Here is a 25,006-nt window from a genome sequence, read left to right as displayed (position 1 = left end):
TCTAGTTTAACAAGATGTATTAGATGAACATTCCATGAAAATCATTTTCTTAATCATGTGATTTATATCCATCAAATGGTATAATAAATTGTTAATCAAGGAGGTCATTATGAGAACTTTTACAGCTAAATTAATGGCAAAACTGTCGAGACAGGCAAGTATCGCTGCCGGTAAAAGAGGCACTGATTTACCAGGGCAGTTAGCCAGAAAAATAGATCCACAGATTTTAAGAAAAATGGCATCAACTGTAGATGATGTCGTCTTTATCTCCGGTACAAACGGTAAGACTACCACTTCTAATCTAATCGGTCATACATTAAAGGAAAATGGCATCAACATCATCCATAATACAGAAGGTGCGAATATGGCGGCGGGTATCACATCGAGCTTTATCGTACAGTCTAACAAGAACACAAAGCTCGCTATCATCGAGATTGATGAAGGTTCTATTCCGCGTGTCTTGAATGAAATGACACCGACGATGATGGTCTTCACGAACTTCTTCCGCGACCAGATGGATCGTTTTGGTGAAATCGATATTCTGGTCGACCGTATCGCTGACCATATTAAGAATAAAGGGATCAAGTTGATTTTAAATGCCGATGATCCGTTTGTCTCACGACTGAAAATTGCGAGTCGAGATGTTGTCTATTACGGTATGAAAGCGGGTATTCATCACTTCGAAGAAAGCACGATGATTGAAAGTAAATACTGCCCGAACTGCGGACGTTTACTTCACTACGAGGCAATTCATTACAACCAGATTGGGCACTATAGCTGTGAATGCGGCTTCAACCGCAGTGAACCTAAATATGAGGTGGAAGCACTTTCTGAGAACCCGTATCTTGTACCGGTGATTAACGGGGCTACATTTAATATGAAGCTTGCTGGAGACTTCAATGTCTTTAATATCATCGCGGCCTACAGTGTCTTGCGCGAACTCGGTCTAAATAATGAATCCATCAGAAACGGCTTCGAGAGCTATGCATCAGATAATGGTCGGATGCAGTATTTCTCTAATGACAGAAAAGAAGCGATTATTAATCTAGCCAAAAATCCAGCGGGTCTAAATGCGAGTCTGTCAGTTGGCGAGAAAATCCAGGGTTCTAAATCATATTTGATCAGCTTGAATGATAACGGAGCAGATGGTCGCGATATCTCCTGGATCTGGGATGCTGACTTTGAAAAGCTGTCGAGACAGACAATCGGTCATATCATCTGTACAGGAAACCGCGCGGAAGAACTGGCAGTACGACTGAAATATGCAGAGATACCTGCGCAGATTACAGTTGAACGCTCCATTGAACAGGCGACACTGCAGGCGATGGCACTTGATGATTATACGGTCTGTATTCCAAACTACACATCGCTTGAGCCGATGCATACGACACTCACGACTTATTTCAAGGAGGATAAATAATGACAGCGATTAATATTTATCACTTCATGCCTGATAAACTTAACCTTTACGGCGATATCGGTAATATCATCGCCTTATCAAAAAGAGCGAAATGGCGCGGCATTGATGTCGATGTCACAGATGTGAAGGAAACAGCAGGGCTTAAATTATCAGATGCCGATATCCTCTTTATCGGTGGTGGTAGTGACCGCGAACAGGCGATTGCCACTAAAGAACTCTTCAAAATCAAGGATGAGTTCAAAGCTGCGATAGAAGACGGTGTACCTGCACTCACTATTTGCGGAGGATACCAGTTCCTAGGTGAAAAATATGTGACACCGGATGGTCATGAACTAAAAGGACTCAATATCCTGGATTTCTATACAGAATCTAAAACTGACCGACTGACGGGTAACATCGTCATTGAATCAGAGACGTTCGGACAAATCGTCGGTTTTGAGAACCACGGTGGCCGCACCTATCATGACTACGATACACTGGGCCATGTCGTTTCAGGGTTCGGTAATAACGACACTGATAAAAAAGAAGGTATCCATTACAAAAACCTCCTCGGCACTTATCTACACGGACCGATTCTGCCGAAGAATCATGAGATCACAGACTATCTCCTAAAGGCAGCCTGCGAACGTAAGAATATTGAATTCAGACCGCTGAATGATAACACAATTGAAGAGAACGCAAAGAAAGTTATCATCGACCGGTTACTTTCAGATAAATAAAGATTAATGAGTCTCCTGACGGGTAAAGTTAACTATCTAACTGACAGGAGGGTTTATCATGACTAAAGAAGATCCTAAAACAACGTCACAGCGTATGACGGACGATACTCCAGGTCTCGTCGACGGAAAAGTAAGAGAACAGCTGCAGAATGAACCTGGCGACAGAAAAGAAGACGATAAGAAATAGTTCAACGAGCATCGTATCATTTGATACGGTGCTTTTATTTTTGACAATAATAAGAACACTTAAAAGATGTATTTAAAATATATCTTTTAAGTGTATAATATAAGATGTTAAGAGATAAAAGTAAAAACAGGAGGCTACACCATGATCACAAAAGAAATGCTAGTCGCAGATATCGTTAAAGAAATTCCGAAAAGTGCAGATATATTCAGAAGTAATCGTATTGATTTTTGCTGCGGTGGTCAGATTCCATTAGCAGAAGCGATCAGTGATAAAAGTGCTCCGCTTGAAACACTGCTTGATGAAATTAATGGTCTTCAAAAAGGTAATGCTGGAGAAGGTCTTGATGTTCAGTATTTGGATAATGCGAGTCTGATCAATTATATTCAAAACAAATATCATGTGCCGCTGCGTGAAGAAATGAAAAACCTGACGCCTTATGTCACTAAAGTCGCGAAAGTTCATGGTGACAACCATCCTGAATTACTTGAAATCAAAGAAGTCTTTACAGCACTCAAAAATGAACTGCTTGATCATACACAGGATGAAGATGACAATGTTTTTCCGCTTGTTGTAGAGTATACGAACAGTCCAACAGATGAACTACGTGTACAGCTGCAACCGCATATTGATGAACTGGAGACAGAACATGAAAATGCCGGTCATGCACTCAAAAAATTAAGAGAGCTGACTCATGATTTTACACCGCCACTTGAAGCATGCGGGACTTATCGTCTTGTCTTCGCTCGTTTAGAGCAGCTTGAAAAAGATACTTTCAATCATGTGCATTTAGAGAATAACGTTTTATTCAAACGTTTCTAGATTAAACTTTGAAAGACCACCCGACTTAAGTCAGGTGGTCTTTCATTAGTTTCTGGATCATAAGAAGCTCATATATATAATGGCTTTTTAACTGATTGTCATCGAATTCGTTGAGGTGTTTGACGCTGGATTTAAAGACTGAAAGTGCAGGTGCCGGTACTGGTCTTCTCTCAGTCATGGCTTCAAGTATCTGGACGTATGCTTTACGTTCAGTGAGAGAAAAGTCAAAGTACTGGTGATCCGGCATATAGATCATATTGGATAAATGCAGAATAATGAGCTGGTCAACTTGCAGACGTTTTTCTATTTTCGTCATGTCACGTTTTCGATTCATATCACGATGGTACTGATATTCCTCATGCTCATACTTAATGAGCTGATGGACTTTGCTGATTTTGGAGTTGATGGCTTCCAGCAGATGCATGCTTTCTTCAGAAGTGAAGTTTCCGATAAGTACTTCTTTGCTGCGTCTGATAAAAAGGGCAGCGCTGTCTTGTTCGATCGAGCCGATGATATTCTGAATCTGCTGCTGATATTTCGGTGGCAGTACCAGATAATTGACAAGTCCAGCAGTCGTCAGACCGATTGTAGTCGTTGCGAGTCGTGAGAAGAAGTTATACGCGAATGCATCATGAATATTAGGCACCATAGCGACAGCTGTCAGACTGGCGACAAGCATGCCGTCAAATAATTTCAGCTGATGACAGACTAGAATAGTGACTGTCGCTGCGAGACTATAGGCAAGAGGTGAATCACCGAGAAAATAGGTGCTCATCACCGCAATAAAAGCACCGATGATGGAGGCCGGAAAACGAATATAGGCTTTTTTCAGCGATGCTTTAGCAGTCGGTTCAATCGAGACGATAGAAGTGATAACTGCAAATATCGCAGGAAGGGTTAAGAGCTGACAAATAAGAGCGGTCAGAAATGTCGCGAGACCTGTCTTGATAATCCGCGGACCGAGTATATGTTTTAAGTTCATCCTTATCATTCCATTTTTTAAATTTAGTATACCATTAAATGTTTGTTATAATATAGGAACAATCCAAATGAAAGAAGAGATATGATGATTATTAAATCTAACGAGGAACTTGAAAAATTAAAAGCGATTGGACAGATTGTCGCTGAAGTCAGAGATACGCTGAAAGAAAAAACAGTGGCAGGTATCACAACGAAAGAGCTTGATAATATCGCTGGTGAAATGTTTGACAAGCTCGGCGCGAAGTCAGCGCCTATCACTGAATATGATTTCCCTGGATATACTTGTATCAGTGTGAATGAAGAAGTAGCACACGGTATTCCGGGTAAACGTGTCATCGAAGAAGGCGATCTCGTCAATATAGACGTCTCTGGCTGTAAAGACGGTTATTATGCGGATACAGGTATTTCATTTGTGGTCGGTGAGAGCGCTGATCCATTGAAACAGAAAGTCGTCGATGTAGCACTTATGGCTTTTGAGGAGGCAATGAAAAAAGTGAAACCAGGTACAAAACTCAGTCAGATCGGTCGTGCGGTCAATGCGACAGCACGTAAGAATGATGTGACAGTTATCAAGAACTTAACAGGTCATGGTATCGGAACAAGTCTGCATGAAGAGCCGCAGCATATTCTGAACTACTACGATCCACACGACAAAGTACTACTGAAAGAAGGAATGGTCCTGGCAGTTGAGCCGTTTATTTCTTCTAAAGCAACGATTGTCGGCGATGGTAAAGATGACTGGGCATTTGAAACAAAAGATAGAAGTTATGTTGCTCAGATTGAACACACGATCGTGGTGACTAAAGAAGGTCCGCTCCTTTTAACAGAACGCGTCTCAGACTAAAGTCTGAGAGATGAATCGTTCCTCAGACGTTTTACGTCCTGAGGAACTTTTTTTATAATGAGGATAATAAGGAGAGGATGTTATGAGCCGAATTACATCTGTATTAACCAAAACGGTCAAAAAAGCGATCAACCATAGTCTGTTCGATAAAATAGCCGAACTGCAGCACAGACTGACAGATTTAAATGTTCAAAAAGCAGTTAAATCGAATGAGCAGGAATCTTTGCTGAAACAATACGACCATTATAACTTCAAATTAACGGTGATTGATTCAGAAGATGGCAGTCAGCGTGAGTTCCGTTCTAATCGTGTGATGCATATTAATAAGCTGAACCAGCTGGACAGTGAACTCCATGAAATTGAAGTGTCACTTGCTATGATTGAAAGTATGAAAGAAGAAATGCAATATGAGATAATGATGCTACAGAAGATGAATGAAAGAGAAGTGAGTATGTGAAACATTTAGTTTCAACTGAAATCTTAATTACATTTATAATTTTACTCATTATTTCAAACCTGTATTATTTATTTTTTATGAAGACTGGAATGATACTGGTCCTGCTTGTCGGATTTCTACTCGTCTACAGTAGCCAGTTCTATAAAAAAAAGCTGAGGGGATTAGTGCTGCTCTGGATAGGGATTGCGCTGATCGCTTTTGGCATGCTGTCAAATCCTTATACACTGATTCTGCTCTTCAGTTTCCTGATTATACTGTCACTCAGGTACTTAATCGCGAGACGACAGCCGTCGGTCATCACTGTCGAGAACAATGATCTAAGGGTATCCAGTCAGAACTGGTTCAATACGAAGAAAACACCGGATGAGGTCTATAAGTTTGATGATATACACCTTCAGCATGCCATAGGAGATATCTTAATCGATCTGACGACAGCAGCGAACTTGCGACAGGAAAATGTCATTGTTGTTCATCAGCTTCTCGGTAAGACAACGATTATTGTTCCGCACCATTATCAGGTTAAAGTAGATTATTCAGCTCTTTATGGACAGCTGACTGTCGATGACTTTACGAAGCGGTCTAAAAATCAGCGGCTGACTTATTTAACGCCTGACTATCCTAATGGTGTCCTGATTAAAGTGATGGTCTCTTCAATTATCGGTGACTTGGAGGTCATTCATCGATGAATAATTATACACGTCATATAGGCGTTATGCTGATACTTATCTATAGTCTGTTATTTACTTTCTATATTTTAGATAGGATTTTCACGAATATCATCTATTTCCAGGGCATGCTGACTTCTTATATCATGGGAGTACCTGCCTGGCTTTTTCTCAATGTCATTGTGATTCTATCGTGTATCATTATGGGATCGCTTGTGGCTTACAAGCAGAATGAGCAGTATGCCTGGTTAAAAGATCAGATTCGAGCGTTAGATGACGGTGAGAACGTCCGGTCATCTAATGAAATAGAATTACATCCGGAGGCAGGAGAGGTCTTCAATGCCATCATCAAGCTGAACGAGACAATCCGGACGATCAAGCACCAGAACCAGATTGTGACAAGTGGTGTGAACGAGCAGGTCGTCAAAAAAATCGTTGAGGAAGAGAGACAGCGTCTGGCACGTGAACTGCATGATTCAGTCAGTCAGCAGCTCTTTGCAGCAAGTATGATGTTATCAGCGGTCAAGGCCCGGGAACTCAGTGACGATATGACCAGACAGATGAATCTGCTGGAACGAATGCTGCACGAAGCGCAGCAGGAGATGCGCGCTCTTCTGCTGCATTTAAGACCGCTCGCGCTGCAGAACAAATCCCTGGTAGATGGTATTACAGACTTAACGATGGACCTGAAACAGAAGACACCGCTTGATATACAACTGGATATGACACCGATAAAGTTGTCCAAAGGAATAGAAGATCAGCTGTTCCGTATCACTCAGGAAGCCATATCTAATACACTGCGTCATGCAAGAGCGCACAAACTGACGGTAGAGCTGTTTCCGATTCCAGAAAGTCTCATGCTTCGTATCACTGACGATGGTCGAGGGTTTGACCTGGAAACGAGAGATGAAACACGTTACGGTATTAATACCATGAAAGAGCGTGCACTTGAAATCGGCGGAACATGCCAGATTATTTCAGCACCTGACAGCGGTACACGTATAGAAATAAAAGTTCCAATCAATGAGGAGGGGTAATATGAAAGTGTTATTCGTAGATGACCATGAGATGGTCAGAATAGGGATTTCCAGCTTTTTATCGACGCAGCCGGATATAGAAGTAGTCGGCGAAGCGAGCGACGGGCAGGAAGGAATCGAACAAGCGAAATCGTTGAAACCTGACGTCGTCCTGATGGATATGGTGATGGATAAGATGAACGGGATTGAAGCAACAGCAGTTATCAAAAGCTCCATGCCAGAAATAAAAGTAATCATGCTGACCAGCTTCATCAACGATAAAGAAGTTTATGCGGCTCTCGATGCTGGTGTGGACAGTTATATCCTTAAGACATCAAGCGCTGACCGTATCGCGGATGTCGTGCGGAAGACGTTTAACGGTGAGACAGTCTTTGAAGCAGAAGTCATGACAAAGATGCGTAATCGTCTGCAGCAGAAAGCGGAGCTCTATGACATGCTGACAGAACGCGAAATGGAGATTCTGCTCCTGATAGCGAGCGGTATGTCTAACCAGGAAATCGCGGACGCCAGTCATATTACCATTAAAACAGTCAAAACTCATGTAAGTAACATCCTCAGTAAACTGGAAGTACAGGATAGAACACAAGCGGTCATCTATGCATTTAAACATCATCTGATTGATGGTCAGTAAAAAACCCCGATGCCTCAGGCATAGGGGTTTATTTGATTTCGGCGGGTGCCGTCGTATCTTTAGATTCTTCAACAGGTTTGTCGGAAGCTTTTACTTTATCAGGTATTTTACCATTAGAAGCTTTTTCTGATCCGCCTACATTGACCTGTGAGTTACCTAAGTCTAATTTTTGAGATGATTTACTGAATACACCCAGTTTATCTTTATTATTGTTTTTTGTTAGATTGATCACACTATCTTTAAAGTAACCTGAGGCATTATAGACGAGTGCATTATTAACACCATTAAATGTTGTGTTATAGAAATGACCGATTGTGTCGTGTCCATAGACAGCGGTAATAGGCGTTGATTTTCCATCTATTTCTAAGTTGTTGACTGTAGAATTATACATAGCAAGATTATATTTTTCTGGATCCATACCTTCAGTGTAATAAACACCGTGCACAATTTTATTGCGTCCGTAAGGGAGTAGATCCAGTTCTATCTGGTTAGAGCGCTCAAGGAATTCACCATTAATACCAGCCGCAATGAAATAGCTTTTCGTGCGAGTTTTAATATTGTCTGAATTAAAGTAGACATTGCCGTACGTCGATTCAACGTGGAAAGTCGTTTCATAGTCATTGAATGTTGAGTTAGTCACATTGACCGTTGTATTCTGATCTTTTAGCCATTTAGATTTATCCTTCGACTGGATACTGCCATTTTCAAGGACTACACCAATCCAACCCATATATTCTTTAGAACGTTTCGATGTTTTGGCATTTGAGACAACTCGGTCGATATTGACGAGAGCATCATCTTTGTGACCGCCAAGGTAAACAACCATTCCAAAACTATCTGTAATATCATCGCCTCCGACATCTTTTAAATTGATGTGATGAATGTTGACATCTCTATATTCATCTAAATGAATTGCATAGCCACCGTACATATGGCGGAAATTGACGTTATGAATATTGACGTTTTTAGTATTGTTGATGATGAACCCTTTAGACATCGGTGTCTTATAGAAGTCTTTCGCTGTTTTCATCGTGAAGTAAAGATCTTGAGGATTTTTACTGCCATCTATCGTTAAGCCTTCAATTTCAATCTGTGCGAGTTTCTCTCGTTCTCCAGATAAATTCATGGCATAAAATTCAGGCGGATTCGTCATTGGATTTTTAGGTTTGATGACTGCGTGATGTCCTTTAATGTGCAGATGCTGGATGCCTGTGACCTCAATCGTCTTATTTGTGTCATAGACACCTTCTGGAACGATAAGTTCTGTCGGCTGACTTTTAGCTTGTTCTATAGCTTGCTGAAATGCAACAGTATCGTCTTTATTGTCATCAGGTTTTGCACCGAAGTCAGTAACATTGATCTGTTTAGTCTGTACCTTTTCTGTCGACGGGATTTCTTGAGTTGGAGCTTCTTTTGGCAATTCATTATGACATGCTATTAGAGTTGATAGAGAGAAAATTAAAATAATATACTTTAGGCTTTTCAAATGCTGACTCCTTTCAAAAAAACTGCTTCTAAAAGTCTTAATCATGATAAAACTTTGTAGAAGCAGTATTAAATGCATTATTCTATTGTTTTACTACTTTTTCATAGCCATTCTGAATCAGTTCTACTTCTCCAGTATGTGGATCAATGACTAACCCATGAACAGGTACGCTTTGATCGAAGAGTGGATGGTTATAGACCAGGTCAATATTGGCACGTACATTTTCTCTGACATCAGAAAATCCACCTAAGAAGTGGTCTAAATCAATGCCAGAATGTTTTAAAATTGAAATAGTCTCTTCTTTGATACCGCGGTCTTTCATTGTGTTTAGCACTTGCTCTACATTGATACCGCCCATGCCGCAGTCTTTATGACCCATAATGATGATTTCTTCAGCACCTAAAGCATAGATACCGACAAGCAAACTTCTCATCGTAGAGCCATATGGATGTGTGATTGTTGCACCGGCATTTTTAACGAGTTTAACATCACCATTCTTAAAACCGAGCGCTTTTGTAGACAGTTCAACAAGACGAGTATCCATACAAGTCAGCATAACAGCTTTCATTGTAGGTACTTTTGAAGTTTCGTAGTTCTCATACGTCTTATCTTCAACGAATTTCAAATTGTAGTTCAGAATCTCTTCTAATAATGTCATGATTGTCTCCTATCGTTTAGTAGGTAACTGACCTGTCTTCTTCTGGTGCAAGATTGCATTGATTTGCGAACCAATGATGATGATGAAGCCAGTTAAATATAACCATGTCATCAGAACGATGACACCACCAATACTACCATATGTTTTAGAGTAATTCGCAAAATTATTGACATAAAGTCCGAATAAATAGCTGGCACCTAACCAGGCAACTGTTGCAAAGAGAGCCCCTGGTAATACGGATTTCCATGCTAATTTGATGTTTGGAGCAATAGCATATAACGTTGTGAACACAACAAATGTCAGAATTACTGGAAGCAAGATTTTAACGAGGTTAAAGACCCAGACAAACTGATCGCCGAGACCAATCTTACCGAATAATAAATTACCGATCTGTTCACCAAATACAGGTAAGGCGAGGGTAATCGCTACAACTAAAATCATGATAATAGTGAATAAAACACTGAGCAGTTTAGCAACTACCGGGTTACGGGCATCTTCTATTTCATAAGACACATTAAATGCATTCATTAAAGCAGTCATACCATTTGAAGCAGACCATAATGCAGCAATTAAACCGAATGACAGTAAGCCGCCAGATGAATTGGCCATGACGTCACTAACAATTGTATTAATAGTGTTCGCAGTATCACCAGGAGCATTACTTGCGATAAAGTTTGTAATCGTTTCTGGTTTTAATTTAAATAAAGGTAAAAGAGTTAATAAGAAAATAAGCAAAGGGAAAAGGGCAAGCAGGAAATAGTAGGCAAGCTGAGCAGCTAAGCCGGATGCGTCATCTTTTCCGATACGGTAAAGGAGACGTTGCAGAAAATTGCCGTCTTCTTTATATTTAACAGGTTTATTGATTTTAGATACATGAAGTTCCTCATCTGCTTTTTTTGCATCCTTAGATTGAAACTTCTGTGTTTTAACATAACTCTCATCTAAATTTTTTGACCCAGACGGATTAGCCGCCTGAGTCAAAAATTTAGAAGAGCTCTTCTGCTTTTCAGCCATATGAATCACTCCTCAGAATATAAGTAAAAAGTATTTCTTATTTTTTAGTCAGCATATCTTTAGTATCAAGAATTGCTTTTTCAAGTTCTGGATTGTTACGACGAATTTCTTCAATCTGATCTTTCCAGTACATGATTTCATCTTTGATGCCTGCTACTTTATCTTTAGCATTAGATGGGTTTTTACGTAATTCATTCACGTTACTTACTTGATTTTTTACAGAAAAACGAGTATTTCTGTCGAGCATTGCAACAGCTGCACCTACAGCAGCGCCAATCAGCATACCAGGAATTAATTTGTTATTCATGATGATTCCTCCATTAAGTTAGTGTGTTGATAATACTATTATATATCCTAATATATTATATGGTAAACTTGTTACAGATGAGATTTTTTCAGAATTTATGCTAAAAGACAGTGGAGGACAGTAATGAATAAAGAAGCCATGTTAGAAGATATTATGTCAAAATTGAAATTAATCAATAAAGGGGTCATCAATGCGGAAGATATCGATGATTCTAGAGAAGAAGATTTAAAAGATCTTCATACGATGGTCATGAAGCGTGATAATGTATCACCAAGTGAAATTGCAGCGATTACAGATGCGCTTGGACAGCTTAGAAAATAACTTTAAATAAAGGGGATTAAAACATGATTGCAAACCAAGAGGAAAAATTAAGATTATACGCTCAGCTTCTCGTTCATGTGGGGATGAATGTACAGCCGAAGCAGAGAGTATATATTCGCACGACAATTGATGCAGCTGAATTTGTACACTTAGTTGTAGAAGAAGCCTATAAAGCAGGTTCTGAAGATGTTAAAGTCATCTACGGAGATGACCGTCTGGCGCAGCTCAATCTTCAATATCGTCCGCTGGAAGCGTTCGAGTCAGTGCCGCAGTATATCGTCGACGAGCGTATGGATTATGCAAAAAGCGGTGCTGCTCAACTAGCGCTGATTTCTTCAAGTCCGGAGAACTTAAAAGAAGCCGATCCAAATAAAGTGAGCGCGATGATGCGTGCAAACGGTAATGCATTCCGGGAATATATGAAAATGATGCAATCTGATCAATTTCCATGGACTGTTGCTGCATATCCATCAAAAGCATGGGCAAAACTGGTCTTCCCGGAATTAACTGAAGAAGAAGCGGTCGATAAACTGCTTGATTTAATGCTTTATACAGTTCGTGCCAATGAAGAGGACCCGGTTAAAGCATGGGAAGAACATAATCACAATCTTCATATCAAAGCAGATTACTTAAATAAAAAAGCCTATAAAGCGCTGAAATACAGTGCGCCGGGTACAGATCTGACGATTGGTCTGCCGGAAGGACATATCTGGTGCGGTGCTTCTTCAGTAAGTGCTGAAGGCATTGAATTTATGGCGAATATGCCGACAGAAGAAGTATTTACTGTACCTCATCAGGATCAGGTCAACGGTACAGTGAAAAACTCTCTGCCACTGAGCTACGGCGGAAATATTATTGATAACTTCACTTTGACGTTCAAAGACGGTAAAGTGATTGAGTATCACGCTGAAGTGGGTCATGATATTCTGAAAGGTCTGCTTGAGTCTGATGGAAATGCTGTGCAGCTGGGTGAGGTCGCGCTCGTGCCGCACGATTCTCCTATCTCGAACAGCCAGACACTTTTCTACAATACGTTATTTGATGAGAATGCATCTTGTCACTTAGCCCTTGGTTCTGCTTATCCATTCTGTTTGGAAGGCGGAAAAGAGATGTCAGATGCTGAACTTGATGCGGCAGGTCTGAATCAGTCCATTACGCATGAGGACTTCATGATTGGTAATGCTGAGATGAATATCAGCGGGATTACAGCAGATGGTAACGAAGAACCTATTTTCGTAAATGGTAATTGGGCGTTTTAATTTTGGGTATATAATGATATGATAATTCTATATTGTTAAGAGCAGGAGGCTGAACATGTCAGTAGCTATGATGTGGTTTGTTGTTATCGCCTTTCTTTTCTCGATTTTCGCTTTCGGTGGCATGCTAATGTTCTTCTTAAGACACGCTTTCGATTCTAGAGAGGCCGACATTATCGATACGCCAGAAGAAGCACTCGAGAAGAAAGTCTTTGCAGATGACTTACACTAAATAAGTACAACAGGGGAGATAGGAGACTATCTCCTTTCTTGTAGAAAAAATGAGGAGAAAACGGATGAGAGAAAGAAAATCAATGTCTGAGTCGAGAACAGTGAAAACACAGCAGGTCTTTCCGTCTGATACGAATCATCACAATACGCTGTTCGGCGGCAAATTGATGGCGATGATAGATGATGTCGCTTCTATTGCGGCAACGAGACACTGCGGACATTCAGTGGTGACTGCCTCGACAGATTCAGTGGACTTCGTCAAACCTATCCGGCCAGGTGATATTGTATCACTTGTTGCGCTCGTCACTTATACAGGCAACTCTTCAATGGAAGTATTTACAAAAGTGATTGCAGAGAACATCCTGGAAGAAAGAAAGGAACTGGCTGCTGTCAGCTTCCTGACATTTGTTGCACTTGATGAGCAAAATCATCCTGTACAAGTCCCGGAAGTCTATGCAGAAGATGATGATCAGAAATGGCTGAATCAGTCTGGCGCTGAACGAGCGATTAAACGAAAAGAACGTTCTGTCTACAGCAAAGAACTGCTGAACTTCTTTTCCACCAAACTTTATACGTAAGAACACACCAGTAAACAGTCGTTTACTGGTGTCGTTTTGTTTATAGGTTATTTCTTGTTATAATGACAAAGGAAAAAATAGACAGAACCAGAGGGCCAAATGATGTTAAAACGTTTTATGACGATATCCGCAATCGCATTAGTCATGAGTGTGATTTTTTATCTGCCGGATCTATATCGATATGTAGTACACGGTGTACTTTATATCGGTAAAGGCGACGGCATGAAGCAGATGATACCGTTTCAGGTATATCTCTATGAACATTTCAAGGAGTCGAGAACTTTCTATGATGTTTCTTTTGGACTGGGAGGTGATTACTTTACCAGTCTCAGCTATTACTATGCGACATCACTCGTGTCTTATGTAACCTTTATACTGCTGGTAGTTTATCAGCTGTTTAATCATGCAGATGTCATTACGCAGATGATTCATATGCAGTATGTAACAGCAATACTGAAATGCAGTTTTGTCTTTATCGCGATGTATTACGCTGCAAAGGAAATAGGTCTTAAGTCGAAGTCTGCTATACTCGCTGCCATTCTTTACAGCTGGTCAACCATATTCTATTACTTTACTTATACATGGTCATTTTTCAGTGATGTCATGATTTACCTGCCGCTTTCTATATTAGGACTCGAGCGTTTACTCAGAAGAAACAAGCCGTTTATCTTTATCATCAGTATCGCAGTGACAGTATTCTCGAACTTCTATCTTGCTTACTACGAAATGATAGCAGTCGGCATCTATTTCCTGTTCAGGATTATACGCCGTCATCCTGATGACCAGTTGACGAGACAGCAGGCCGTGTTAAAAACAATAGTTGCGGCAGTTCTCGGATTTATGGTCGGTAATATCGGTTTCATATCGGGGGTCACGTCATTCTTCAATAATGACCGCACGCTTGAGAAACTTCATGTGCCGCTCTTGATTGAATGGTCGTCCAATAATAATATTTTTTACGGTGGTTTTCACCTTGTGGTTATATTTGTGGCCGTTATAGCGCTTTTTACCTTTAAATTATATCGACATTATTACTATAAATTGTTTGCAGTAGCGACATGGATTTTGATGCTCGGCTCACTGACACCTTATGTCGGCAGTATGTTCAATGGATTTTCCATGCCGCAGCGCAGATGGGTCTATATTCTAGCGTTCTCGACAGCGATACTCTCAGCACTGTTTATTCAGCATCTCGCTGAAATTTCTACTCGTGAACTGTTACTAGCTGCAGTGCCTGTTATTCTGGTTGTTTTCGTTTCAGCTCTTGTTCTTATGCAGTTTCATTACTGGATTCTTTATATTCCGCTTATTCTGCTGATGATGGTGCTCTATTTAAAAGAACCAGGTAAAAAATGGCTGATGATGATCATATTCGGAATTGCGCTCTGTCAGCTGACACTGATTCAGGATTATCATTATGGTGTCCAGCATCAGTATTTTAAGACAGATGATTATTTCTACAGTGAAGTTTATAACAATAAGATGCAGCAGCAGATTGATAAGCTGAAAAAAGAACAGCAGGATGATTTGAGACGTATCAGTCTGAATGATGATTCATCTGTTAATACACCGATGTATTACGGCTATAATGGCACGATGCTGTACTCAAGTATTTTTGATAAGAAGATCCTTGAATTCTATGAAGATGACCTGCAGATTGCACAGGATAAACAGAAGAACAGTTATTATGCACGCCTATCAGGACGTGAGAACCTGGCTAGTCTGTTGAACGTCGATGACTATATCACGGCAGAGCAGGACGCCTCTCCTTTATTTAACAAGACAGGCGGATTCACATCGACTAAACATTATGATGTACTGAGCAATCCTTATCCTCTGCCGAGTGTCAGAGTAGCTGACAAGACATATGCTGCCTCCTCTCTCCATAATGCGCTTGAACGAGAACACGCGATGCTGGAAGGGGTAGTAAAAGAAGAGGGCGCACCTGGCCATTTCCAGGCACCTGATTTACTAGGTCAGGCTCAAATTTCGACTGAACAGGCGAATTTTAAAGACAACACACTTGATGTAAAAGAAGATGGTGGTGGTCTTGTCCTGTCGTTCGATTCTAAAAAGATCCAACCTTATACAGAACTCTATCTGACAATGAAAACAGATATTATGGCGCCTGAGGATCAGGATTTCTATGTACAGGTGAACGAGAAGAAAGTCATGAAGCCGAAGAAGAACTATAAATATAGACGTCAGGCTAAAGATGCTGTTATGAATGTGAAAGCAGCCAATGAAATACGTATCACATTCCCTGAAGGCAAATATCACATTGAACTTAAGTCTGTACAAGGTGAAGATTATCAGACGTTACGACAGGCGTACGCAAAATATAAAAATAAACCATTAACATTCAAGCAGCAAAAAGAAGGGTTCTCAGTAGATTTACAAGGTGACAAGGGTACACTTGTACTGCCGATGCCTTATACGAAAGGTCTGACTGCATACGTTGATGGTGAAGAACGTCCAGTTGAGGCGGTCAATTACTTGATGACCGGCGTAGAGGTTGATAAGCATGATAAGCATGTCATCATTAAGTACACACCGCCTTACTTAAAATGGGGCTTAGTGATGATGATTGTCGGTCTGTTTTTAACTGCCTTATGGATGTGGCGTTCAAATCAAAAAACGAAGTGAAATCTTTTCACTTCGTTTTTTATTTGAGATGATTAAATTGTTCATGCATGGTCTGTTCACGTTTCTTGAAATCAACGCCCGGATAATACATGTTTTTGACCAGCAGGTTAGGACCTAAACATTTAACAGGCGCGCAGTGACAGTTCAGTTGTTTATTCAAAGCACTTGCCTGCCATTTGTCATAAATGGACTGCAAGGAATGTGTTTTAATGTTGTTGATAGTACCTGTCTCATCACCGAAATCTGTAACGATGACATCACCTGTAAAGACATTGACATTGAGTCGTGAGCGACCGTCAGGATCGTTTCTGATGGTGATGCTCGGGTCCATATGTAATGTCTCCTGTAGCTTCAGATCATCGTCATCCATTGAACAAGGGAAGAAAGGTAATGTACCGAAGAGCATCCATGTGTCTTTATCACGGAACGTCAGCAGATGGCGTATGGCTTGTTTCATCTCGTCCAGCGTCAGGATGTTCATATCAGATGCAAAGTCAGAAGGGTACATCGGATGAATCTCATGACGCGCGCACTTCATATCCCGTACGACTTCGTGATGGATTTTCTCCAGATGAGGCAGTGTATTTTTGTTCAGCATGGTCTCTGCAGAGACGAACATGCCTGCTTCTGATAGTTTGCGGGCGTTCTCGATCATCTGTTCATAAAGTTTATATCTTGCTGCAAGAGGCGGCTTTTTATCCATGACATGGAAGCCAACTTCAGCAAATTCATCAATCGTTCCCCAGTTATGCGAGATGTGCATGACATCCACAAGATCGAAGACATCTTCATAGCGGTTGTAGGGCATCGTCAAGTTGGAGTTCATCTGCGTATAAATGCCGCGGTTCTGAGCGTACTGGAGAAGTGGTTTGACGGTTTCTTTAATCGATTTTTTTGAGAACATCGGTTCTCCGCCTGTTACGCTGATTGTCGAGAGATGGGGGATTTCATCGAGTCTTTTTAAAATGAGGTTCATATCCATGACTTCTGGATCTTTAACTTGAAGTGTGTAGCCGACCGCACAGTGCGCACAACGCATATTGCATAAAGTTGTCGTTGTGAATTCGATATTCGAGAGTTTGTTTTCGCCGTATTTCTCTACTTCATTATAAGCTTCCCAAGGATCGAACTGAGGGGTAATACGTTGTTTTGTTACTAACATAATTGTCCTTCTTTCCGGAAATAATCCTTACCATTATCTCATCTTGATATAAGTTGTCAACGACTATAGATTGAAAGTTAGGCACTTCTCGTTCATAATAAAGGGCGATATAAAGCGACGAGGAGGATAAATATGGCGAACGAATCATTAAACGAAATTAAAGAAAAATTAAGTGATTTCATCGAAACGATTGATAGTGTAAATCCAGAAACCACTGATATGGCAGATATAGATGAATGGCTTGAAATTTTGAATCAGTTAGAAGCAAAAGTCAAGTCGATCAAGTAGGAGGACTGGAATGAAAGATGTAGAAGTAAAAATAGGACAGAAATTCCCTCTGACTATTAAAAGGCTGGGAATCAACGGTGAAGGTATCGGTTATTTCAAACGTAAAATCACGTTTGTACCGGATGCTCTTCCAGGAGAAGTAGTGCTCGTCCGGGTCACAAAAGTCAGCAATCGCTTTTTAGAAGGTAAGATGATGAAAGTAAGGGAAAGTGTACCGGAACGAGTAAACCCACCTTGCCCTGTCTTCTTTCTCTGTGGCGGCTGTCAGCTTCAGCACATGAGTTATGACGCACAGCTGAAGTTCAAACAGCAGATTATTATCGATTCAATGGAAAAGTATGCCGGACATGTTAAGGCTGATAAAGTGAAACCGACCATCGGCATGGATAAACCTTTCCGTTACCGCAGTAAGAATCAGTTTCCTGTTGAGAAGTCTGGACGCAAAATCCGTGCCGGCCTTTATAAAGAACAATCGAATACATTGATTGATCTGGATGAGTGTATCGTTCAAGATAAACGCACAATGGAGACAACACAGTCCATTAAAGCGATCATGAGTGAATTAAATATCGATGTGGCGAAGAACGTCAACAAAGAAGAAGGCGTGCGCTACATCATGACAAGAGTAGCTGAAGATAGCGTCGAGATTCAGGTGATTCTTGTGTCCACAACGCCTGATTTAAAGAAAGCAGATTTACTCAGTGAACGGATTATGCGTCTGCCACATGTGACGAGCTTCGGGCTGAACATCAATGATGACCGCGACTTACTAGTTGGTGAGGAAACTATCATTTTAAGCGGTGACGAAACCATTCACGAAAAAATTGGCATGACAGAATACGATGTGACAGCAGTCAGCGCCTTTCCTATCAATATCAAACAGACGAACGTACTATATGAGGCGGTTGTCGAAGCTGCAGAATTAACAGGTAAAGAGAATGTCGCTGACCTATTCTGTGGAGCAGGTGGCAGTGCATTGAAACTTACGGCTCATGCACGTGCTTTAAAGGGCGTAGACCTCAATGAGCAGGAAATCATTAATGCGACTTATAGTGCATCAGCCAATGCTATCGACAATGTGACATTTGAACATGGTGAGCCTGCCGATAAGCTGGAAGAATGGATTCAGGACGGATTCTATCCGGATGTTATCACGATTAATCCAAACCGTTCAGGCCTCACGGCAGATGAAATAGATGCCATTAATGAGATTAAGCCTCATCGTTTCATCTATATCAGCCGGAATCCTTCGACACTGGCGAAAGATCTTGCGCATCTGACGAAAGCATTTACAGTGGATTACATTCAGCCGATAGATATGTTTCCGCAGACAACTCAAGTAGAAGCTGTCGTTCGGTTGTCCCGCAAAAGACGCTTATAATGTTTTAACATGTAAATGGCGGGTAAACTATACTATCACTACTTAGGAGGAATTTTAATAATGACTAAAAAAGTAGCAGTAGTTTTAGACAACTTATTTGAAGATATAGAATATACGAGCCCAGTAGAGGCGATTAAAAATGAAGGCCATGAAGTAACAGTAATCGGTAAAGAAGCCGGTTCAACTGTCAAAGGCAAAAAAGAAGAAACAGAAGTAAAAATCGATAAAGCAATTGGTGACGTTAATGCAGCAGACTATGATGCATTACTGATTCCAGGGGGCTTCTCACCTGACCAGTTACGTGGCGACGAAGAAGGCCGTTTCGGTAAATTCGCTAAAGAATTTGTAACTGCAGACAAACCTGTATTTGCAATCTGCCATGGTCCACAAGTATTAATCGATACAGATGAATTAAAAGGTCGTAAACTGACAAGTTATTTATCAGTACGTAAAGATTTAGAAAATGCAGGCGCTACAGTAGTAGATGAATCAGTAGTTGTAGACAATAACCTGGTTACTTCAAGAACACCTGATGACCTGCCAGACTTTAACCAAGCAATCGTTAAAGCACTTCAATAAAAAAAATCACCGCTTCGGCGGTGTTTTTTTTATCTCGGTCCCGAGACTGATTTATGTAAAAATGAGCGTATAATCATATTACGCGCCTCCTTAATCTGCTAAACTGTTGATTAAAGATAAGGAGGCCATATATGAAGAAAATAGGATGTGGGCTACTAATCGTCATCATCGTATTGGTACTTGCTGTCAGCGGCTTCTTCTATTTCAAGACGGCCAGTGCTGATATGAACGACATTAAGTCCCTGCAGGCTAACCGTTATTATGTTTCGGCTGAAAATATGCCAAACTATGCACCCGCTGCATTTATTGCGGTTGAAGACAAAAGATTCTATCGGCATGACGGCATTGACTGGAAAGGGACAGGGCGTTCGATAGGAATCGCCCTTAAAAATCAGTCGGCTTCACAAGGCGGTAGTACGATTACGCAGCAGCTGGCTAAAAATTTATACTTATCCAGTGAAAAAACGCTTAGCCGTAAAATCAGTGAGATGATGATTGCAAAGCGAATCGAAAATAATTACTCTAAGTCAGAAATCATCAGCGCTTATTTGACGACGATTTATTTTGGTAATGATATCTATAATATAGAAGAGGCTGCCAATACATATTTCGGTACGACGACAGATGCCAGCTATACAGGCATGCCGCAGATTACAGTACTGCAAAGTGCCATTCTCGCAAGTACTATCAATGCGCCAAGCACTTATCATCCTGATCAGTTTCAGATTGATACAGCACTGCAGGCACGAACGCGTTCAACACTTGATAAGATGCACGATCAAAGCTTGATCACAGATGCACAGTATAATGAGGCTATTGCAGGCATACCCACTACTAACTAACGCTAAGGCGTTAGTTTTTTTGAGGAGTGAATAAATGAAAATTACAAAGATTGAAGTACAGAAGAATAACAAAGATCGATTCAATCTCTATATTGATGGTGACTTCAATATGGGAATTGACAGTGCAACATATGTTAAATTTAACCTGCGTAAAGATGATATACTGACTGAAGAAAAGCTGAAAGCAATTAGAGAATATGATGACTATAGACGAGCGATTAACTCAGCAGTCGTCTATCTGTCCTATAAGAAAAGAACAGAGAAAGAAATCAGGGAACATCTGAAGAAGAGCGAAATAGCAGAAGATGTGATTCAGGATGTCATCAAGTACTGCTATGACAATCGGTATATTGACCATGATGATTATGCAAAGAGTCTGATGAATACGATGCTGAATACGACAGATAAAGGTCCGGACATCTATCGTCAGAAATTATTTGAAAAAGGCATTGAGCGGCCGCTGATTGATCAGTACTATGATCTATACACAGAAGAAATCACTGCTGAGCGCATGCAGAAACTGGTTCAAAAACAGCTGAAAAGACACCAGGGTAAAACATCCAGTCACATGGCCAGTCAAAAAACAATTCAAACACTGGTTCAAAAAGGTTATAATTTGAATAACATCATGCCTTATCTGGAAAATAATATACAGGACACAGAGGCGCTTCAGAAAGAACTGGAGAAACAAGTCAATAAATGGTCCAGGAAAACAACGGGCTTTGAGCTTCGGACAAAAGTGATTACAGCATTGATGCGTAAAGGATTTAAATATGACGAGATCAATGCTGCCTTAAAGGAAAGTGGTATAGAAGATGAGTGAAGATAAAAAATTAGTGGAAATGTCGGCAAACGAATTACGAGAAGCTATTGTCATGTACCGGGAGAAGGCTCGTAAAGCGGAGATGCTTGGCGTGATCAATGAGTATGAAGTCTATCAGCGAAAAGCACTGATAGCAGAGAGTTATCTTGTTGATCCTGACCGAATTGTGATTGGTAAGGTCTATCGTTTAATAGGTGCTGATGCTGCTTACTTCAAAGTAGAAAGAATAAAAGGTGTCTTTGCCTGGGGATTCAGACTGAACGGGGACGCTCATGAGGAAGGTATTCCTCTTTCACTGCTGCAATTAGATTAATAAAGGAGTTTGAACATGTCTGGTGATATTCTCGCAAGATTAGTAGATGTAACTAAATATTTCCGGCAGAGTCAGACGGAGCAATCATTCTTAGAACGTATACAGGGAACAGGGAAAAATAAATTTACAAGTATCAAGAAAGTAACCATTCATCTTTATAAAGGTGAAACACTCGGAATTACTGGGATAAAAGGTTCAGGGAAGACAGTGCTGGGTCAGCTGATCGCTAAAGTAGTTGAACCTAGCAGCGGTAAAGTCAGAAACAATGTCAGTACTTTTCTCGCAAGTGATAGTACGACAACGCATTCAGTCAGTCAGTTTATAGAATCAGTGTTATTAAGCTATAATGTTCCGCTCACTGAATATTCTGAGCTGAAAGCGGATATTTTAAAGTTTGCTGAACTGTCCGAAAAAGAGAAGGCAAAAGTCAGTGGCTTAAACGAGGCAGAACGAGCGCAGCTTCTTATAGCTCTGACGTATTTTCTTGAGCCTGAAGTCGTGATTTATAACGATTTAACCCGTCATTTATCAGCTTCTTTCAAGAAAAAATTTGCGATGGTCATTGATGCGCTGACAGAAGTAGAGAGTGCCGTCGTGCTGATGGAAGAGAAACCTGAACTGATCCCTTACAAAGCCCATTACGTCAGCTGGTTAAGCCACGGACAGCTTCGAAAGTCAGGTGACACGACCGAGGTGCTCGCTGATTATGTAGATTATTATAAACGCTTTGAAGCGGTTCAAGGAACTCAGAAAGAAGACCTTTTCGATTTGGATTATAAAATTCAGAGACAGTCCGACCAGCCTGAAAACTATAAACGTATTAATAGACATATGCGTTCGTATATGGACAGTGACCTGAAGAAGTGGCTGCTGACATCACTTGTTTTGCTGGTGCTAAGCGCACTGTTCTTTATTCTGATTCTTAAGGACGTGCAGTATACCCCTGAAGTAGACGAGAAACCGACAGCTATCAATCAGCAGCGGGTCGTCTATACCGATAAATATGCCCTTGCTGTCGTCCGGAAAAATAGTCCTATTACTTTTAAAGGACAGACTGTAGCCCAGTTACCTGAAGGCTCACTTGTTGAAATCACAGGTATTGGCACAGATGATTACCGCATCTCTTTTGAAGATAAGGAGATGAAGATGGCAAAGAAAAATCTGCTCTATATCAATCCGGCGGCACTCTATGACGAACGAACTTTTGATGAACTTAATCCTTATATGTACAGTAACTATGTCAACTTTCATCAGTTCTTCAATGGATTTCTTGGGGCGAGCCGCTCAAAAGTAGAAGAAGGACTTTATCCTGAAAAACGTCAGCGTTATGTCATTAAGCTGACGAAAAATGATATATATCTGCAGTTCAATAATCAGAACCAGGTGAGCGGGCTCCGTTTTCCGATGAGAAATGCTGACAAACTGAAAAAGAAATTTGGAATTAAAGATAACAACTGGATTGTTAAAGTGGATAATGGCTATGCTGTTGCTGATTTTGAATCAGACATGTGGCTTTATTTCCGGAGATAGGTGGATGCAATGAATGAATTAATTACATACTTCCCTTATATGATAAAAAATACGATTATTGAACTACGCTATAATCTGAAACAATATGTCTGGTGGCTGCTATTTAATTTAAGCATTATTTTTCTGAGTGTGTTTCTGATGAATCTTTTTTCGCCGACAGAAACAGACAAATCACGGCTTTTATTTCAGCTGAGCGGCTATCTTCTGTTCTTTTGGGTGGCTGGTGCCCTTTATTTTTCGAGCTCTATTTTGTCGAGACGTGGCTTTATTCTTAATATCACGAGTCTGCCGCTTTATGTACTGATCAATGTACAGATCATTAATTTTCTGCTGCAGTTTATGATGTCTTTCGTCTTCTTGTTGGTCATTGCTCTTACTAACCATATTCATATGACACCCAGTACACTCGGTGTTTTTTATTTCTTGGTGCTGACCTATCTGATTCTGATTCCAGTTGGTCTGATACTTAGTCTGCTGAAATACTACAGCCGGAATATGAAGCGAAACATGATTCTGATTTTAACAGTCCTCATGATATCAGTCTCCATCTTATGGGTACCGACACAGCTGCCGGCACTTGCGATCAAAGTGCTCAGTTTGAATCCGTTCTATTTTTTAGTCAATGGTTTCCAGTCATCTGTCGTGCTCGGGCAGGTTGCATTTTATAATATACCGCTGCATCTGCTGTTTTTTTGTGAACTGGTGCTCCTGTATATCTGGACTTTCTATTTCTATAAGAAACTAAAGGATGAAATCAATAAGAAATAGGCTGCTGAAGATTCAGCAGCCTATTGTTATGATTTGATAGGGTTATTGTTCAAGATTTTAAGTAACTTATCTTCTGAGAACACCCAGCCTGTATAACTATGTGTGACCTTATAATTTGAATCGAGGTTGAGAATGGCGACGAAAGAATAATGGCCATTCTTCAGATATCTCAGGTCGATGAATCTGAGCTCATAGCCGTGCGGTCTGTCGACAAGCGTCCAGCGGTAGATAGAACTGAAACTCAGAAATGCTTTTAAATTCGAATCTTTTCTGGCATCGGCCATAATCTCTTCCGGCGGCATGGGTGTCCGCTTGAAACGGTCGCTGAAGTTGACATTCAGTTTATAGCTGCGGCCGATATAATAATAGCGGTCAGTTTCAACAGCAACGCGCCATTCGAAGAAGCGGATGGTCGGGGCGACAAATGTTTTGACGATATGTTCATCCTGCGGCAGTATACTGAGCGCATGCTTGCGTATAGACTGCTGGAGCAACCGTCTGGTGATATAGTAGATGACCAGTATCGCTATGATGATCAGGAAGACAGGGACCGGGTTCAGTCCAAACGCCCAGAGTATAGAACCTGTTATTAAAATAGCGAACATAATCGGATCGAATGTATTGATGATACCAATTTGTATCCATTTACTGCTGAATGGTCTGAGCGCCTGTGTGCCGTAAGAATTGAAGATGTCGACAAAGACATGCAGAAAGACTGCAAGCTGCGTCCAGAGCCAGAAATGAAGCAGGTTGATATCGGGTATAAAAAGAGAGATGATGCCCACAATGACGAGTGGCCAGATCAATGTAAAAGGGACAGAATGCGTGATTCCACGGTGATTCGTTATATAGACGGCATTGTTTCTTAGCTTCAGTACGGTGTCGATATCCGGTATCTGTGAACCGACGACTACAGCCATCGCAATCGCCGGGTAATGAGCTGTCACCGTAGGATCGACAGTCGCAAGTCCTGCAAGTGCAGCACCCATTGCAAAGTGTGTAGCTGTATCCATAAGACGATCCTCCTTTTTCTTTATTATAAATGAAAACAGAATGAATGACA

General features: G+C 40.8%; 29 protein-coding genes. 22 read left to right on the top strand and 7 right to left on the bottom strand.

The window, feature by feature from the left end:
* Positions 1-109: 109 nt before the first annotated feature.
* The 4 genes from murT (at position 110) to scdA (ending at position 3,145) form a co-directional block, all read left to right on the top strand.
* Positions 110-1,420, top strand: a complete 1,311-nt coding sequence (murT, locus tag MGG13_RS09095; protein ID WP_239034662.1) for a lipid II isoglutaminyl synthase subunit MurT — start codon at positions 110-112, stop codon at positions 1,418-1,420.
* Entirely contained in the window at positions 1,420-2,139 is a 720-nt protein-coding gene (gatD, locus tag MGG13_RS09090; RefSeq protein WP_133431558.1) for a lipid II isoglutaminyl synthase subunit GatD, read from the top strand. Before murT ends, gatD begins: the two co-directional genes overlap by 1 nt.
* Before the next feature lie 58 nt (positions 2,140-2,197).
* Positions 2,198-2,326 (top strand): hypothetical protein, encoded by a 129-nt coding sequence (locus tag MGG13_RS11345; RefSeq protein WP_275416071.1) that lies wholly within the window; start codon positions 2,198-2,200, stop codon positions 2,324-2,326.
* A gap of 141 nt (positions 2,327-2,467) precedes the next feature.
* Positions 2,468-3,145, top strand: coding sequence for an iron-sulfur cluster repair di-iron protein ScdA (gene scdA / locus MGG13_RS09085; protein ID WP_239034661.1), 678 nt, complete (start codon positions 2,468-2,470; stop codon positions 3,143-3,145).
* A 25-nt stretch (positions 3,146-3,170) separates the two neighbouring features.
* Here the strand turns inward: scdA and MGG13_RS09080 are convergent, their stop codons facing one another.
* Positions 3,171-4,127, bottom strand: a complete 957-nt coding sequence (locus MGG13_RS09080) for an FUSC family protein (protein WP_239034660.1) — start codon at positions 4,125-4,127, stop codon at positions 3,171-3,173.
* Positions 4,128-4,211: 84 nt separating this feature from the next.
* Between MGG13_RS09080 and map the strand changes: the two genes are divergently transcribed.
* From map to MGG13_RS09055, 5 genes are all read left to right on the top strand, one after another.
* Positions 4,212-4,970, top strand: coding sequence for a type I methionyl aminopeptidase (gene map / locus MGG13_RS09075; RefSeq protein ID WP_239035710.1), 759 nt, complete (start codon positions 4,212-4,214; stop codon positions 4,968-4,970).
* 82 nt (positions 4,971-5,052) lie between these two features.
* Positions 5,053-5,427, top strand: a complete 375-nt coding sequence (locus tag MGG13_RS09070) for a hypothetical protein (protein ID WP_239034659.1) — start codon at positions 5,053-5,055, stop codon at positions 5,425-5,427.
* A 77-nt stretch (positions 5,428-5,504) separates the two neighbouring features.
* Entirely contained in the window at positions 5,505-6,113 is a 609-nt protein-coding gene (gene liaF, locus MGG13_RS09065) for a cell wall-active antibiotics response protein LiaF (RefSeq protein WP_239034658.1), read from the top strand.
* Positions 6,110-7,129, top strand: coding sequence for a sensor histidine kinase (locus tag MGG13_RS09060; RefSeq protein ID WP_239034657.1), 1,020 nt, complete (start codon positions 6,110-6,112; stop codon positions 7,127-7,129). Before liaF ends, MGG13_RS09060 begins: the two co-directional genes overlap by 4 nt.
* 1 nt (position 7,130) lies before the next feature.
* Positions 7,131-7,760, top strand: coding sequence for a response regulator transcription factor (locus tag MGG13_RS09055; RefSeq protein ID WP_133431565.1), 630 nt, complete (start codon positions 7,131-7,133; stop codon positions 7,758-7,760).
* A gap of 28 nt (positions 7,761-7,788) precedes the next feature.
* Here MGG13_RS09055 and MGG13_RS09050 read toward each other — a convergent pair whose 3' ends face one another.
* From MGG13_RS09050 to MGG13_RS09035, 4 genes are all read right to left on the bottom strand, one after another.
* Positions 7,789-9,180, bottom strand: a complete 1,392-nt coding sequence (locus tag MGG13_RS09050; protein ID WP_239034656.1) for a glycosyl hydrolase family 28-related protein — start codon at positions 9,178-9,180, stop codon at positions 7,789-7,791.
* A 148-nt stretch (positions 9,181-9,328) separates the two neighbouring features.
* Positions 9,329-9,904 carry a beta-class carbonic anhydrase gene (locus MGG13_RS09045; RefSeq protein WP_239034655.1) on the bottom strand — a complete coding sequence of 192 codons (576 nt, stop codon included), beginning with the start codon at positions 9,902-9,904 and terminating at the stop codon, positions 9,329-9,331.
* 9 nt (positions 9,905-9,913) lie between these two features.
* Positions 9,914-10,918: a YihY/virulence factor BrkB family protein gene (locus tag MGG13_RS09040; protein WP_239034654.1), complete on the bottom strand. Its 1,005-nt coding sequence runs from the start codon at positions 10,916-10,918 to the stop codon at positions 9,914-9,916.
* A 37-nt stretch (positions 10,919-10,955) separates the two neighbouring features.
* Positions 10,956-11,225 (bottom strand): YtxH domain-containing protein, encoded by a 270-nt coding sequence (locus MGG13_RS09035; protein WP_133431568.1) that lies wholly within the window; start codon positions 11,223-11,225, stop codon positions 10,956-10,958.
* Between the two features lie 123 nt (positions 11,226-11,348).
* On the opposite strand from MGG13_RS09035, the gene MGG13_RS09030 reads away from it, so the two are divergent.
* From MGG13_RS09030 to MGG13_RS09010, 5 genes are all read left to right on the top strand, one after another.
* A complete protein-coding gene (locus MGG13_RS09030) occupies positions 11,349-11,546 on the top strand; it encodes a DUF1128 family protein (RefSeq protein ID WP_239034653.1) in 198 nt (65 codons plus the stop codon).
* A gap of 23 nt (positions 11,547-11,569) precedes the next feature.
* Positions 11,570-12,805: an aminopeptidase gene (locus MGG13_RS09025; protein WP_420827893.1), complete on the top strand. Its 1,236-nt coding sequence runs from the start codon at positions 11,570-11,572 to the stop codon at positions 12,803-12,805.
* A gap of 55 nt (positions 12,806-12,860) precedes the next feature.
* Positions 12,861-13,034, top strand: a complete 174-nt coding sequence (locus MGG13_RS09020; RefSeq protein WP_165983078.1) for a hypothetical protein — start codon at positions 12,861-12,863, stop codon at positions 13,032-13,034.
* 64 nt (positions 13,035-13,098) lie between these two features.
* Complete coding sequence (locus MGG13_RS09015; RefSeq protein ID WP_239034652.1) at positions 13,099-13,611, top strand: acyl-CoA thioesterase; 513 nt, start codon at positions 13,099-13,101, stop codon at positions 13,609-13,611.
* A 102-nt stretch (positions 13,612-13,713) separates the two neighbouring features.
* Complete coding sequence (locus MGG13_RS09010) at positions 13,714-16,257, top strand: YfhO family protein (protein WP_239034651.1); 2,544 nt, start codon at positions 13,714-13,716, stop codon at positions 16,255-16,257.
* Positions 16,258-16,276: 19 nt separating this feature from the next.
* Here MGG13_RS09010 and yfkAB read toward each other — a convergent pair whose 3' ends face one another.
* Positions 16,277-17,419, bottom strand: coding sequence for a radical SAM/CxCxxxxC motif protein YfkAB (gene yfkAB / locus MGG13_RS09005; protein WP_133431572.1), 1,143 nt, complete (start codon positions 17,417-17,419; stop codon positions 16,277-16,279).
* Between the two features lie 132 nt (positions 17,420-17,551).
* Between yfkAB and MGG13_RS09000 the strand changes: the two genes are divergently transcribed.
* The 8 genes from MGG13_RS09000 (at position 17,552) to MGG13_RS08965 (ending at position 23,943) form a co-directional block, all read left to right on the top strand.
* Positions 17,552-17,707 carry an SE1561 family protein gene (locus tag MGG13_RS09000; protein ID WP_239034650.1) on the top strand — a complete coding sequence of 52 codons (156 nt, stop codon included), beginning with the start codon at positions 17,552-17,554 and terminating at the stop codon, positions 17,705-17,707.
* A gap of 10 nt (positions 17,708-17,717) precedes the next feature.
* On the top strand, positions 17,718-19,088 hold the full coding sequence (gene rlmD / locus MGG13_RS08995) for a 23S rRNA (uracil(1939)-C(5))-methyltransferase RlmD (protein WP_239034649.1): 1,371 nt from the start codon (positions 17,718-17,720) through the stop codon (positions 19,086-19,088).
* A gap of 60 nt (positions 19,089-19,148) precedes the next feature.
* Positions 19,149-19,667 carry a type 1 glutamine amidotransferase domain-containing protein gene (locus MGG13_RS08990; protein WP_239034648.1) on the top strand — a complete coding sequence of 173 codons (519 nt, stop codon included), beginning with the start codon at positions 19,149-19,151 and terminating at the stop codon, positions 19,665-19,667.
* 131 nt (positions 19,668-19,798) lie between these two features.
* Complete coding sequence (locus tag MGG13_RS08985) at positions 19,799-20,509, top strand: glycosyltransferase (protein ID WP_239034647.1); 711 nt, start codon at positions 19,799-19,801, stop codon at positions 20,507-20,509.
* Positions 20,510-20,543: 34 nt separating this feature from the next.
* Positions 20,544-21,332 (top strand): recombination regulator RecX, encoded by a 789-nt coding sequence (gene recX / locus MGG13_RS08980; protein ID WP_133431576.1) that lies wholly within the window; start codon positions 20,544-20,546, stop codon positions 21,330-21,332.
* Positions 21,325-21,645: a YfhH family protein gene (locus tag MGG13_RS08975; RefSeq protein WP_239034646.1), complete on the top strand. Its 321-nt coding sequence runs from the start codon at positions 21,325-21,327 to the stop codon at positions 21,643-21,645. The genes recX and MGG13_RS08975 overlap by 8 nt, the downstream gene beginning before the upstream one ends.
* A 15-nt stretch (positions 21,646-21,660) precedes the next feature.
* A complete protein-coding gene (locus MGG13_RS08970) occupies positions 21,661-23,175 on the top strand; it encodes an ATP-binding cassette domain-containing protein (protein WP_133431578.1) in 1,515 nt (504 codons plus the stop codon).
* A gap of 9 nt (positions 23,176-23,184) precedes the next feature.
* Positions 23,185-23,943 (top strand): ABC transporter permease, encoded by a 759-nt coding sequence (locus tag MGG13_RS08965; RefSeq protein WP_133431579.1) that lies wholly within the window; start codon positions 23,185-23,187, stop codon positions 23,941-23,943.
* Positions 23,944-23,969: 26 nt separating this feature from the next.
* Here the strand turns inward: MGG13_RS08965 and MGG13_RS08960 are convergent, their stop codons facing one another.
* Complete coding sequence (locus tag MGG13_RS08960) at positions 23,970-24,956, bottom strand: metal-dependent hydrolase (protein ID WP_239034645.1); 987 nt, start codon at positions 24,954-24,956, stop codon at positions 23,970-23,972.
* Positions 24,957-25,006 lie beyond the last annotated feature (50 nt).

It is taken from the genome of Macrococcus brunensis, from assembly GCF_022343725.1.
Lineage (GTDB): Bacteria > Bacillota > Bacilli > Staphylococcales > Staphylococcaceae > Macrococcus > Macrococcus brunensis.
Note: the sequence above shows the minus strand (reverse complement) of the source record. Positions and strands in the feature narration are given on the sequence as shown.